Source organism: Paenibacillus sp. (genome assembly GCF_048976745.1).
Taxonomy (GTDB): Bacteria; Bacillota; Bacilli; order Paenibacillales; family Paenibacillaceae; genus Paenibacillus.
Genome location: NZ_JBHGUU010000023.1, coordinates 102,798 through 116,610, shown reverse-complemented (window position 1 = coordinate 116,610; position 13,813 = coordinate 102,798). Strand labels below are relative to the sequence as shown.

At 45.2% G+C, this 13,813-nt stretch carries 13 protein-coding genes; 5 read left to right on the top strand and 8 right to left on the bottom strand.

Features of this window, described 5'->3' with window-relative positions:
• Window positions 1–101 precede the first annotated feature (101 nt).
• A complete protein-coding gene (locus tag ACE3K2_RS24925) occupies window positions 102–887 on the top strand; it encodes an isocitrate lyase/PEP mutase family protein (protein WP_421896349.1) in 786 nt (261 codons plus the stop codon).
• Window positions 888–939: 52 nt separating this feature from the next.
• Window positions 940–1,455 (top strand): hypothetical protein, encoded by a 516-nt coding sequence (locus ACE3K2_RS24920; protein ID WP_421896346.1) that lies wholly within the window; start codon window positions 940–942, stop codon window positions 1,453–1,455.
• A 168-nt stretch (window positions 1,456–1,623) separates the two neighbouring features.
• Here the strand turns inward: ACE3K2_RS24920 and ACE3K2_RS24915 are convergent, their stop codons facing one another.
• The 7 genes from ACE3K2_RS24915 to ACE3K2_RS24885 all read right to left on the bottom strand — a co-directional run bounded on the left by ACE3K2_RS24915 (window position 1,624) and on the right by ACE3K2_RS24885 (window position 7,695).
• Window positions 1,624–2,322, bottom strand: coding sequence for a hypothetical protein (locus ACE3K2_RS24915; protein WP_421896343.1), 699 nt, complete (start codon window positions 2,320–2,322; stop codon window positions 1,624–1,626).
• Entirely contained in the window at window positions 2,319–3,194 is an 876-nt protein-coding gene (locus tag ACE3K2_RS24910; protein ID WP_421896340.1) for an ATP-binding cassette domain-containing protein, read from the bottom strand. The genes ACE3K2_RS24915 and ACE3K2_RS24910 overlap by 4 nt, the downstream gene beginning before the upstream one ends.
• Window positions 3,191–3,571 carry a GntR family transcriptional regulator gene (locus tag ACE3K2_RS24905; protein ID WP_421896337.1) on the bottom strand — a complete coding sequence of 127 codons (381 nt, stop codon included), beginning with the start codon at window positions 3,569–3,571 and terminating at the stop codon, window positions 3,191–3,193. The genes ACE3K2_RS24910 and ACE3K2_RS24905 overlap by 4 nt, the downstream gene beginning before the upstream one ends.
• A gap of 99 nt (window positions 3,572–3,670) precedes the next feature.
• On the bottom strand, window positions 3,671–3,841 hold the full coding sequence (locus tag ACE3K2_RS24900) for an aspartyl-phosphate phosphatase Spo0E family protein (RefSeq protein ID WP_421896334.1): 171 nt from the start codon (window positions 3,839–3,841) through the stop codon (window positions 3,671–3,673).
• A 243-nt stretch (window positions 3,842–4,084) separates the two neighbouring features.
• Window positions 4,085–5,467 carry a transcriptional regulator gene (locus tag ACE3K2_RS24895; RefSeq protein WP_421896330.1) on the bottom strand — a complete coding sequence of 461 codons (1,383 nt, stop codon included), beginning with the start codon at window positions 5,465–5,467 and terminating at the stop codon, window positions 4,085–4,087.
• A gap of 272 nt (window positions 5,468–5,739) precedes the next feature.
• Window positions 5,740–6,657 carry an aldo/keto reductase gene (locus ACE3K2_RS24890; protein WP_421896327.1) on the bottom strand — a complete coding sequence of 306 codons (918 nt, stop codon included), beginning with the start codon at window positions 6,655–6,657 and terminating at the stop codon, window positions 5,740–5,742.
• Between the two features lie 147 nt (window positions 6,658–6,804).
• Window positions 6,805–7,695: a diacylglycerol/lipid kinase family protein gene (locus ACE3K2_RS24885; RefSeq protein ID WP_421896847.1), complete on the bottom strand. Its 891-nt coding sequence runs from the start codon at window positions 7,693–7,695 to the stop codon at window positions 6,805–6,807.
• Window positions 7,696–8,019: 324 nt separating this feature from the next.
• On the opposite strand from ACE3K2_RS24885, the gene ACE3K2_RS24880 reads away from it, so the two are divergent.
• The 3 genes from ACE3K2_RS24880 (at window position 8,020) to ACE3K2_RS24870 (ending at window position 12,659) form a co-directional block, all read left to right on the top strand.
• On the top strand, window positions 8,020–9,537 hold the full coding sequence (locus ACE3K2_RS24880) for a leucine-rich repeat domain-containing protein (RefSeq protein ID WP_421896323.1): 1,518 nt from the start codon (window positions 8,020–8,022) through the stop codon (window positions 9,535–9,537).
• A 302-nt stretch (window positions 9,538–9,839) separates the two neighbouring features.
• Window positions 9,840–11,180 carry a glycoside hydrolase family 30 protein gene (locus ACE3K2_RS24875; RefSeq protein ID WP_421896320.1) on the top strand — a complete coding sequence of 447 codons (1,341 nt, stop codon included), beginning with the start codon at window positions 9,840–9,842 and terminating at the stop codon, window positions 11,178–11,180.
• 309 nt (window positions 11,181–11,489) lie between these two features.
• A complete protein-coding gene (locus ACE3K2_RS24870) occupies window positions 11,490–12,659 on the top strand; it encodes an MFS transporter (RefSeq protein WP_421896317.1) in 1,170 nt (389 codons plus the stop codon).
• A 106-nt stretch (window positions 12,660–12,765) separates the two neighbouring features.
• Here ACE3K2_RS24870 and ACE3K2_RS24865 read toward each other — a convergent pair whose 3' ends face one another.
• On the bottom strand, window positions 12,766–13,728 hold the full coding sequence (locus ACE3K2_RS24865; RefSeq protein WP_421896314.1) for an endo-1,4-beta-xylanase: 963 nt from the start codon (window positions 13,726–13,728) through the stop codon (window positions 12,766–12,768).
• Between the last annotated feature and the right edge of the window lie 85 nt (window positions 13,729–13,813).

Genomic DNA, 13,813 nt, shown 5'->3' with positions numbered 1-13,813 from the left:
TAGCTGCGAATAACGGAATGAAGTAATAAAGAATGAAGTAATAAAGTACGCATCAGATATCCAAAGGAATACATGATATAACAAAGGAGAGTCATCATCATATGAGTACTTTAGAAGAGAAAGCAGCGTTGTTCCAACAATACCATGTAAAAGGAAAGCCACTTGTTCTGGTCAATGTGTGGGATGCCGGAAGTGCACAAGCCATTCAATCCGCTGGAGCAACGGCCATTGCTACCGGAAGCTGGTCCGTTGCTGCGGCCCACGGTGAGCAAGATGGCGAAGCGATGCCATTCCATCTGGTGCTTGCCAATCTCGCACGGATTACAGCGAGTGTGGATCTGCCTGTAACGATCGATATAGAGGGAGGGTATGGGAGGTTGGTGTCAGAAGTGAAGCAAAATGTCCTGCAAGTCATCAATCATGGTGCAGTGGGAATCAACATTGAAGATCAACTTCCCGTTGACGTGGGGTTGTATACTGTGGAGGAACAATGCCTAAGACTGTCCGCCGCCCGGGATGCTGCGGAGCAGGCTGGTATACCGTTGTTCATTAATGCCCGCACGGATATTTTTCTGCAACATGCACCTGAACACCATAACCACTCCCTCCTGGAGGAAACACTTATACGTTCGAGCTGTTATGCAGATGCAGGTGCCAGCGGTCTGTTTGTACCCGGTCTGCAGGATCACCAGCTGATTCAGGAATTGTGTGAGCGTTCACCGCTGCCAATTAACGTCATGGTTACGTCTCCTGATCCTTCACCACAACAACTTGCAGCACTGGGTGTAGCACGCGTAAGTTACGGGCCTTATCCTTATCTGCAAGCGATGGAACACCTGAAAGAACTGGGGCGAAGCATTCTGATGGGGAGTGCGGAATCGTCATAAGTGATCACCTATGTTATAATCACCCCTATTGAACACTAATTAGGAGGCAATTATGCTTAACGTGGAACAAAAGCTTGAAGTGCTACAATCGTACCCCCAACTGCAACGCAAAGATGTTTCTCTCGGTCGTGTTAATTTCCACTACGAGGAAAGCACGTATGATAAAAAAATTGTTGCTCTCCATATTCACCCGAACGGTAACGGTTATATCTATGCAGGACTACTGCCTAACGTTGAGACCGATGCTAAAGGATTCGTTAATATTCGTGATTATTCTGAAGCAGATCTGCGCACCTTGTTAGATGAAACGATCCAAGCGATGTCTCACAATCCCAACGCAGTTGAATTGGAAGAGCCAGAACAAGTAAAAGTTGCTCCTGCCTTGGCGACAACCTCTACGGGTGGCGGAACATGGGTCGATGAAGATGGACATACACTGACTTTAAAATATGAAGATGACATGTGGTATGTGTATTCCGGTGTTAATCTGGATATGGCTTTTGAAACGCGTAGCGAAGCTGGGGAGTATCTCCATGACGAAGGATTCAAACCTCAAGCTCAGGCTTAACGTATATATACATTCAGTTTGGATTGCACAAAGACGGTTGAACAGATATATTCAGTAATCTAAGTGATATGCAAAAACACGAGGCGTGTTCGCACTCGTGTTTTTGGATTACAGGAATTTTCGTATCGTTTCATTAGCCCCGGTGTACATTCATGTGTCAAAATACTGTCAGTCTTTTTTGGATTTCATCGTAAGCGGCGCATTCTTCATCATTGGGTACGTCGACAGAAGTAGCGCACCACCTATGAACCCCAGAACGGTGAACAATGTCATGCGATTAATCCTGGCAATCCACAAGGTAAATTCTCTAGGATCGCCCAATGTAATGATCAGCGTAATGACCAAGCCAACCCCAAAGAACATAATGAAGAAGTTACGCAACCCCAATCGCATCCAGCAAACCGTTGGGAAGACAGACATTCCCAATACGAGAAAGCCACACATCAGATCGATCCACAGGTAGGATAAGAAATGATATTTGTTTGAATACAACATGCCGGGTTGGTAGAGGGTAACGTCAACAATACCACTTCCCTGAAGCAGGTGTATGAGGAAATACACCACATGTAGAATGGCCATGGTACCTACAACCATCCATACCGAGTTCATATAGAAAGATTTCATGAATTGAATTCGCGTACTGCCCATACCGATCGCAACCGGAAACAGTGTAATGATTCCGCCGATCGCAAACGTACATATCCCTCCATACATGGGACCAAACAGTTGTGTGGCATACGAGACATCAAATATGAAGCCAATGGCCAGATATACAACGGTGAGCATTAGCGAAATGGATGTGAATATGACCAGATACAATCGCATATCCTCCCGAATCAGTCGATTCGTGCCTTTTACTGCATTCATGGTTTAACCCCCTCTTGTTTACGGGTCCTGTTAACCAAATAATCCTGTAATGTCGCTTTCTCAATGGAAAGCCCCTGTGCATGAGCGATATCCTTCCACATTTTCGAGTAAGGCTCATCAATCATCACTTTTACAGTTGATCCCATCTGGGAAGACTCTATAACGTTAACATCTGCTGTCACTCGATGAATATCTTCCATTCTCCCTGTTAGAAGAACTCCTTTTTCGCGCATCTCTTCCATAGGCTGATTTAATAACACCTCTCCGGCTTGCAAAACGATAAGGGACTCACACAAAGGCTGAATCTCCTCAATATGGTGGCTGGATATCAGGATCAGACGCGGGTTATCTTCATAACTTTCCAGAAGCGCATTGTAGAAAAATTTACGCTTCTCAGCATCGAGTCCATTGGTGGGTTCATCCAGAATGGTTATCTTGGCATTACTGGCTAGACCCAATATAATCTGGGCGGCAGTCTTCATGCCTTTCGAAAATTTAATGATCTTTTTCTTCGTTGGTAGTTCGAACACATCAATTAAACGCTCAGCGAGATCCTGATTCCACTGCGGATGGAAATATTGCGCCGTTTGAAGCATGTCATTAACCGTCCAGTTTTTCCCCAGGGGATGATTCTCCTGGATGTAGCATAGATTCTCTTGGGCAGCCAGATTATTATAGGGATCTTGACCCATGATCTGAACGGTTCCACGATCCGGGCGGTTATGTCCAGCGAGTAAACTCATCATGGTTGTTTTGCCCGCTCCATTTCTCCCCCAGATCGCACTAATGATTGGCTCACTCTCGTGTAGCGTAACCTGTTTCAGAACGGGCGTCTCTTGATAACTGTAATTAACTTGCTCCATATGAATCATAACTCACTCTCCTTATCCTTCTTGCCGCGAATCAGATCAATGATCATATCTTCATCCATGTGAATCCGTCTGGCTTCTTCAAGTAAAGGCTTGATGTATTCTTCATAAAAATCCTGCTTCCGTTCAACGAGCAAAGCTTCTCTTGCTCCCTTTGCAACAAACATCCCAACACCTCGCTGTTTGTATATAATCCCCTTGTCCACAAGTTCTTGCAGCCCTTTGCGGGCTGTAGCCGGATTGATATTGTAGAAGCGTGACAGTTCATTGGTTGAGGGAACTTGTTCTTCCACCTTCAATCTGCCCTCCACAATATCGTCCATAATCATCGTGGCAATCTGATGAAAAATAGGCTGAGATTCATCCAAAGTCGATTTCATGTGTCTCCAACTTTCATACGTATTCATTGGCTGGTTAGTCGGTTAGTTACTCATGTAACTAACTATAGTATACAAAAACGCAAATGTAAATAGGCGAACTTAATTCATCGTCTTACCTACCTTGACTCTGTTGTATTGATTAATCAGACCGTCGAGGACTACGGATTGCTGGATCACTTCCGGATGAAGCAGGCTGCCGTATTCCATATGCATGCGATATAACAACTGTCTGGCATCTTCGATCCGTAACATCAAATCCAGGCGATCCATAATACCCCTCCTTTTTGTCATATTTTAGTGTATTATGCCAATCAAAAGCGCATGTGAGATACGACATACTTATTCTTCCACTTTGATACACAAAAAAGAACGCTGCTGAAATAAATCAGAAGCGTTCTTTTAACATTTTATTAAGTTCCAAATCCATGATCAGCAGGTCTCATAATTTCGGGGTTCGGGATTTTCTCGTCTGGGACAGGTTCCGTAGCAGGAGCTACGATGAATACAACGAAACTACAGGTAACTATCAGCAAAGTCAACTTTCTCTTCATTGAGTTTCTGCACCTCACTAATTATCATTTTGTATTGCTGTTTCGCCGTCTCAGATGCAAATTCCCGGTATTGCTCAAACAGTCCGACACCTCTAAGCATACCTCGTCCACTGCTAATTTCAATAGAGAATTTTAAACTATCCAGAACAAATTCAATCCCTAAATGAAACTCGTCTTTCTTTAAATAGTATGCGCCCAAATCTGCTAAAAGTCGTAAATATCGGTCATCCGTAACCTGTCTGCTCACTTTGCCAATTCGGTTACTCTGCTCCTGATAAGTGAAGTAGGATTCATACTGTTTGAGTACATGATCAATATCCTTATCATAGCGATTAGCTGCCGTTACAATATCACAAAGCGCTGGGAATATCTCATTTTCCTTTGTTGAAATATACGCCAGATAATCAGGTAATACCTCAAACTGACCACCCATTAAATGATATATATAACGATTCGCTTCAGCCCATTCCTGAAACTGATTCATAACGACCATTTCATCTTGATCCGGGTCTCTCACCCAGCGATTATCTGAATATAAAGAAACATATCTAAGTGCCCCAGTGTAGTCCTTCAAATGATAACAGGCACTTCCGGCAGCTAGATAAGAGTAAAGAATATAGAAGACAATGGGTCTTTTCGTCTCCTCTTGTTTCCGTCGGCCATTCATCTCATAATGGATGGACGCTTTTACTTTCAATTTTTCAGACAACTCCTGAACCTTGTTCCATCTATGCAATGCTCCAAAAGCATTAATCAGTTCGTTAAGCGCATCCAACTGATAACGTTCGTCCAGCCGATCCACATAGTATTCGAAACGAGCCGCAATAATCAAATTCCGTTGCTGATCATTGGTTAGCCCCAACCTGAACAGTCGATACTGACAGAGGGCAAGCCGCTCGGAATGTTGCATTTTCTCACTTTCAGCGATGTTCTCATATAGAAGAATGGCCGGTTTGAATTTACCCGCTTGGTAGAATTCTTCAGCCACTTCGAATAACAAAGGAATATAGGATAGATTATCCATCATCAGACGAATAACCTCTTCAATACAGTTCAACTTGTCCAACTCGGCACAGCGTTGAAGGAAGGGTCCCAGTCTTCGCCAGTCCGGGGTTGCGTGTACAAAACATTCATCTATGTATAACTCATAGAAGTAACCCTCTTCCAATCTCATGGCGGAAGTAATACGATCCAACTGCTGCATGGCAATAGGTCGATTTTTATTCAAAATATTGCTCAGCGTACCCGAATTAATCCCTGACGTCTCCGAAAAATGACTAATGGACATCTGTTCACGCTTCAGATAACTTTCTAAATGATCGCGTATCGTGGTTGTCGGCTCCAAACGAACACCACCCTCCAAAATAAAAACATAAACAGGATTATCGGTATGCAAAAGTAATTATATGTAATTCGAAAGTATCGGTCAATATAATAAATTCAACTAATTTGTAATAATTACATTTTAATCCTTTAATTAAATTACAGTTCCCTATCTTTATTTTATATCGGAAACATGTTTGGCATCAAACCTGAAATTAGCCAAAAAACACGAGCCATCTATCGGCTCGTGTTCTCAACTGACTCATTAGTCAGTATGCTCACTATAACTTGCATTTAAGGCAGTATATTACCTGCCGCGCGGTAAATTTCATACCACTCCGGACGAGTGAGATGAACATCTCCTGCTTTCACACAGTCTTGCAGACGTTCAATATTCATCGTACCTGTCACCGGTTGCATATGCGCAGGGTGACGAAGCAACCATGCGATTGCAATTGTTGTATTGCTCACGTTATACTTCGCAGCAATCTCGTCGATCTTTGCATTCAATTCAGGGAACTTGTCGCTACCCAGGAATACACCTTCGAAGAATCCGTACTGGAACGGGGACCAAGGCTGAATGGTGATATCATGCAGACGACAATAGTCAAGAATGCTACCGTCACGGTTAACCGCGGCATCGTTCTCCATGTTCACGTTGATTCCACTGTCAATCATCGTAGTGTTGGTAATACTCATCTGCAACTGGTTGGCTACCAGTGGCTGTTTCACGTATTTTTTCAACAATTCGATCTGGTTCGGATTCTGGTTGGATACCCCGAAGTGACGCACTTTACCTTCGCGCTCCAGTTGATCAAAGGCTTCTGCCACTTCCTCTGGCTCAACCAATGCATCTGGACGGTGCAACAGCAGAACGTCAAGATATTCCGTTTTCAGACGCTGCAGAATACCATCCACCGAAGTCAGGATATGTTCTTTGGAGAAATCAAACATCCCTTTGCGAATACCGCATTTGGATTGAAGAATCAACTTTTCACGAACTTGGGGATTCATCTGTACCGCTTCGGCGAAGATCTCCTCACATGTTCCTGTACCATATATGTCGGCATGGTCAAAGAAATTAGCCCCAACTTCCATTGCAGAACGAACAAAATGTTCAGCTTCCTTACCGTCTAGTGAATTAATCCGCATGCAACCGACAGCGACTACGGGTACTTCTAGTGTGCTGCTGCCCAATTTAATGGTTCTCAAGATGTTTTCCCTCCATATTCGAATATTATCGTGTATCTTACCTTTAATTGTGACACACATTTGCAATCGGTTTCAATAGATTTATCCTACATTCATATGGCGAAATGATAGGTTCTTAATTCCAGCCTATCATTACAGAAGAATAAGTTATACTTCCTCCGGTATGATAACCTCAATATGTCTTGGCAGGACACGGATGTGAATAGGCAAGGCAGGACCTTCCTCACCATCCACATTTGTGCGAATGGCTTCGTCTGAGCGAACATGAACCTCTTTGGCGGTAAAATAGTCCACATCCTTATGGTCTTTCAGATTACCAAAGAACAGGGAAGTACCTAATGTCAGGCTGTTAAACACACTGATGTTGCGAACAACAAAACAATGTATCAGACCATCATCCACCTCAGCATCCGGGGACAACTTCTGGAATCCTCCAACCGAATTGGTCAGCGCCGCCAGAAAAAGAGGAGATTCTCCCTCCCAGATCTGGCCGTCATATTCAATGGTCAGATGATTGGCTGGGGTATTCACCAGGTCTTTCAAGCCTTCCTTTAGATACGCGAATGAACCCAGCTTCGACTTCTCTTCCGAGGACACGGAGAATAAAGCTTCTGCCAAAGAACCTGCCGCCACTACGTTGGCAAACAGCCGATCATTGATTTTCCCGATATCCACGATATGGGTGTGATCCGAACTCAACTGCCGAATGGCTTCCTCCGGGTTAAGCGAGATATTCAGCGCACGCGCAAAATCATTCACTGTACCCAGCGGTACAACGCCCAGTCTAGGACGGTGTTCCTGATCCATCATGCCATTAATCGTCTCATGCAGTGTACCATCGCCTCCGATGGAAATGACCAGATCACAGCCGTCCTTGCAGGCATTCAGGCAATAGTCCGTCGCATCCCCTTCCCCGGCCGTCTCGTTAACAACCATCTCATACTGCTGTGACTCCAGAATTTCTCTGACTTGGGATACATACTGCTCGGCCTCTTCCTTACCTGACGACGGATTGCTTATGATCATGGCTTGGCGCATACTCACATCTTCCCCTCCAAATTGGCATCTTACTTCATCTTTACCCGTTTCAAGGGTAGATTGAATAGGTTCCCGCGAGAGATGTTCTATTTTTTTTGATAAACATGTCTATGAAGAGTGCAGGGCAGGGTTTGTTTCATATAGAATAGAAGTATAGGAATATCCCTTATGAAATTTCTTGTTCCTTTTTCCTGTTGATGGGTTAATAACTATAGATGTGCTTTTGGGCAGAACAACCTTCCGTTATCGTGTAAATATGATACTTATCTAACTCAATCTGTTCGTATGATTATATAATTCTAAAAATCGGAGGGAATGCATGCAATGAGAAGAATGACGCTACTATTTCTAGTATTCATCCTGAGTCTCGGGGCATCGGGGCAAGCCATGGCTTACACGACTTCAGACTTAGGCGAAGGAATCATTGAAGATCCCCTGCTTGAGGACGGACTGAAGCTCATCCTGAACAAACCTTTGGATGTTCCACTGACTTCATCTGATCTGGAGCAGCTCGAGGTGGTTGATCTGAGCAATGCAGGTATTCAAAGCCTGTCCGGTCTGGAATATGCCACCAATCTGACTCACCTCCGTTTATATGGGAATGAGATTGAGGATCTCACACCGCTGGAGCACCTAACCCAGCTTCGCGAGATCGATGTTCGCAATAATTACATTACATCCATACAAGCACTGGCTGAATTGAAAGACTTGGGACGGCTATATATCAGCAACAATTCCATTTCATCCATAGAGGTTGTACGTGGGTTCAACCGATTACATACGTTCCACGCCAGCGGTAACCAGATTAACAGTCTTACGGCCCTCTCGGATGCGGATGCACTGAAGTGGCTTGAGATTTCAAACAATTCCATTAGCGATCTGACACCACTCATGGGTAAACCCCGGCTTCAACAACTCAATGTAGCAAACAACCAGATCCAGTCGCTGGAAGTCCTTGCTAAACTGCCAAATACGCTGCGGAATCTGAATGTGGCAGGCAATCAAATCACGGATCTGACACCACTGGAGCACATGACACGGCTTCGGACACTTGATTTCTCTGGTAACGAAGTACAACACCTCAAGGGGATTGAGGGACTGACTGGGCTGAAGGAGCTGAATGCAGAATCCAATCAGATCTATGATCTGGAACCTCTTCGGCAACTATCCAGCCTGGACGTATTAAAGTTATCCAATAACCGGGTGTGGGATCTGACACCGATCGCAGGTTTTACGTTTACCCGTGATCAGTCAGCAGCGAATGCCATACAGGATATCTCAGCGTCCACCTCGTTATCCTCTGGTATCCAGACCTCTGTCTCAGAGGTTGAACCTGCGGGACTTACGGTGCAGAACAACTATCTGGATGTCGCAAGTGGCAGTCAGACGATGCAGCTTCTGAACCGGATGAATGTGCGGGAGCAGAAAAGAACGCCGCAGGGCAGCTTCCAGCGTCTGATTGAAGGGTCTACTACCGCCTATGTTGGCGATCGCGCTTATGCACTGGATGCTGCGCCTTTTATTGATAAAGGCCGGACCTATGTGCCTCTGCGCTTTGTCTCGGAGCAGTTGAATGCCAAAGTGAACTGGAACAGCGGCACACGGGAAGCGGTGATCACACAGAATGACAAGACGATCCGCTGGAGCGTGGGCAACAAGCAGGTTGTCGTGAACGATGCACTTGCAATCAATGATGCCCCTCTGTTGATGAGAAATGGTAAAGCTTTTGTTCCGGTACGCTTCATCTCAGAGCAATTTAATACGACGGTTGCGTATATCGGAAGCAGCAAAACGACTCTGATTTTTGAAAATAAACAGCTTGGTGAGAGTGTGCAGCCTTAAGTTGTGTCTCACGTTCAATTTCAGCCATAAGAGAAACCCAGCGAAGTCCCCGTCTGAACAATCAGCGGGGATCTTTGTTATGCCATGACAGTATTGCTACAACATTGGATAATGGTATACGGACATCGCCAGTCCCAAGCAAATACAGCATACCTTCTGTCTGTGCGGACATGAATTTGTATTGCTCTATCTTGGATTAGGGCAAATTCTACACGGTTTAGCCTATCTTCTTTTGCTTCGGGAGTTGTTATACTGAACGTAATATATAGGACAGCTTAAGTCCAAGCGAGGGGGAAATTCATATGACATTGACGTTCTCTGGTTATTCCACAACCCAAGGTGACCCATGGAAAGAGTTATCTTATGCATCGACAAATGAAAGCGCTAACTTAAAACTCACAGGTGAAGAGCACCAGCTTGTGGAAGGGTTTGGCGGATGTTTCAACGAGCTTGGTTACATGTCTCTGTCCCACTTGAATGAGGAGCAGCGCCATGAAGTATTTCATTCTCTCTTCCATCCGGAGGGTGAGCACAAGTTCAACATCTGTCGCCTGCCGATTGGCGCAAGTGATTATGCAGAGCAGTGGTATAGCCACAACGAGGTGGACGGCGACGTGGCCATGGAACATTTTTCGATCGAACGTGATTTCAAATATCTGATTCCTTACATCAAGGAAGCTCTGACGTATAACCCGAACCTGCAATTCTTCGCCTCGCCATGGAGTCCGCCAACGTGGATGAAGTCGCCCAAAGCCTATAACTATGGCACGCTTCGTTGGGAGAAAGATATTCTGGAGGCCTACGCCCTGTATTTCGTAAAATTTGTACAGGCTTACCGTGATGCAGGCATTACAATTCATCAGGTGCATGTACAGAACGAAGTGATTGCAGATCAGAAATTCCCTTCTTGCATGTGGACAGGCGAGCAGCTTCGGGAGTTTATCGCCGATTATCTGGGCCCGGCTTTTGACAAACACGGTCTGGATACGGAAATCTGGCTGGGGACGATCAACGCCCCTGATCCATGGGAAGAATTGATCAAGAAAAAAACAAATGACTTCGATGAGTACGCCGGACTTGTCCTGAGTGATCCAAAGGCCTATTCCTATATCAAGGGTGTTGGGTATCAATGGGCTGGCAAAAATGCCATTCAACGTACCGCGGCAAGTTATCCGGAGCTGCGTTACATGCAGACCGAGAACGAATGCGGTGATGGCAACAACTCATGGAACTATGCCAAATATGTATATAATCTCTACCAGCATTACTTCAGCAACGGCGTGAACGCCTATATCTACTGGAATATGGTTCTGGAACCCAAAGGCCGTAGCACATGGGGCTGGGAGCAGAACTCCATGATCACGGTAGATCCAGACACGAGAGTAGTTACTCGGAACCCCGAGTATTATGTGATGAAACATTTTGCACATCATATTGTCCCTGGTGCTCGAAGAGTCGGCCTGTCTGGGGCCTGGAGCGGTAAATCTGTGGCTTTCCGCAACCCGGATAACAGTCTCGTCATTGTCATCAACAATCCATTCCAGGACCGTCGCGACCTCTATCTAACCCTTGAAGAAGGTCAGACCCTCTACATGGAGCTGGAGGGCGATTCATTCAACAGCATGGTAATTCAACTGAAGTAACAAACTCTACAGATCGTTAAAGTGCAGACATCCATAGCGTCAGACTCGAGAATCCCTTGAGCTGACGCTATTTTTCATGCGCAAGACTATGTGTATTGTCACTATTATTAGTTTGGTATAATACAATTTATGGAAGATCTTGCGGTTACTCATTTCATGTTTTATATTTACAAATCTATAAATCTAGATATAATGTAATCCAGAGAACTTACTTCCATGTCCATTACATGATAGGAGGCAAGGCAGGATCATTTTAGAGCAATATATCTATTTTTCTGTATATTTAAATTCATTGGAGGTCCGCTTTACATGAAATCACAACAGGTCAATCCGCTCCTTATCCTGATTCTGGCACTGGGTGTATTCGGAATCATCACAACAGAAATGGGGATTGTGGGGGTGTTGCCTCAGGTTGCGCACAAATTTAACATCACGGCTGCACAGGCAGGTTGGCTGGTCAGTATATTTGCGCTGGTCGTAGCTATTGCGGGTCCCTTTCTCACCTTGCTGGCATCCGGGATTAATCGCAAAATTATCCTTGTAGCTGCTGTGCTGATGTTTGCCATTTCGAACGTCGTATATGCCTACGCCACAACATTCGATACCATGCTGATCTTCCGTATCATACCCGCGTTATTTCATCCCGTCTTCTTTTCCGTAGCTCTGGTCACAAGTGCCCAACTTGTTCCCGCAGAGAAGAGCAGCCAGGCGGTTGCCAAAGTATTTACCGGAGTTACCGCGGGCTTTGCCTTTGGTGTGCCGCTGACATCGTATCTTGCTGAACGCCTATCCCTCGAAATCGCCTTTCTATTTGGTGCGATGGTCAGTCTAGTCGCTTTGATCGGCATATGGATCTGGCTACCCTCGATTCCCGTGAAGGAAAAGATGTCCTATGGCAAGCAGCTCGGTATTCTGCGCAAACCTGAATTATGGCTGAATGTTGCCGCAGTCATTTTTATATTCGCCGCCATGTTCTCTGTATACAGCTATTTCGCCGAGTATCTGGGGCAGGTCACCCGAATGAGCGGATCATGGATTAGTGTCATGCTTACCGTCTTCGGTGTTGTCATGATCATTGGAAATTTGGGGTTTGGACAGTTTCTGCGGAAGAGTGTGATCCATACTGTCCTCATGTTCCCCCTGCTGTATGTAGTAGCTTACGCACTCGTCTATTGGGCCGGTCCCCACTTCATGTGGATGATGATGGTAGTCATTATCTGGGCATCTGTACATTCAGGAGGATTAATTGTAAGCCAAACCTGGTTAACCGCTGAAGCGCAGGATGCGCCTGAATTCGGCAACAGCTTGTATGTATCCTTTTCTAACCTTGGCATTACACTAGGTACTGCCATCGGCGGATGGTTCATTGCGAACTTCGGAATACATCAATTGATCTGGAGTGGGATGATATTTGCACTGATCGCTTTTGTATTGATAGGGATTAAAATCAAATGCTTCTCCTCTCGCTCGGTTGCTTAACACCAATAGCGCCATATTCCCATGCTTAACATGTGGAACAGGCGCTATTTGGTGTTATATAATAACGAATTTCACAAGGGAAACTCAGACTCGTCAAAATGCACGCTTATGGATTATTCGCCAGATAATTTCTCAACCATTGCAGAGCTGGACGCTCTGTACCGTTGCTATTGACCAGATGGGAACCACTCACCCATGTTTGATTCTGGTTGTAACCCCACAGTGTTATACCTTTAACGGCAGAATGCTTCCAAAGCACAGGGAATTTTTGTTGATACCGCTGCAATTGCGTATTATCATCGCCTGTCATATCCAGCTCGGATACATAGACTGGCAGCCCCGTCGCTGCAAGCTTGTTCAGTACCGTGTTCATCGTGTTCACAGAGACGTTGTCCATATTAAAGTAATGTGCTTGGATACCAATACCATCCACCAGACCTCTGTTTTTCAAAAGGTTGATGATCTGAATATATTGGTCCGCTTTGGCCGGATCACCGATAATTCCGTATTCATTGATCAACAATTTGGCGTTCGGGAAGGCTTGTCTCGCCTGCTGGAATGACCAGATGACCCAATCCCAACCTGTTGCTCCATCCCCACCGATTGCGTTGCGATAAGAAGGCTTGGCATGCAGCGGCTCATTGACGACATCTACAAATGCTGCCTTTGGATACCGCTGTCCTGCGGCGTTAATCCATTGTGTCACTTCAGCCTTCTGATCAGCGGCGGAGAGACTGTTAATCCAATTCGGCTGCTGACTTCCCCATACGAGGGTATGGAATTTGAACGGAAAATTATTGTTGACCGCATAGTTGTAGGCCATATCTGCCTGACCCCAGTTCATCACGTTGCGTGTACCTTCCACAGCATCCCACTTGGTGGAGTTCTCTGGAGTTACCTGATTCCAATACGGGCTAAAATTCGAAGGAACCTGGCTAGCGATAATATTGCCTAAAAATTTGCTGCCTTTTGCCAAACCAGCACTCACACTACCAACTGCAACCGAAGCAGCGAGAACGCCTACCAACGCTAGTGAACCAACCGTCTTGAACCACTTGGACTTGAACAATGAAATTCCTCCTTAATCATTATTTAGAATTGTTAAGCGCTTACAAACATCATTTTACTGGATAATTTTGGCTTTTAACACCTGC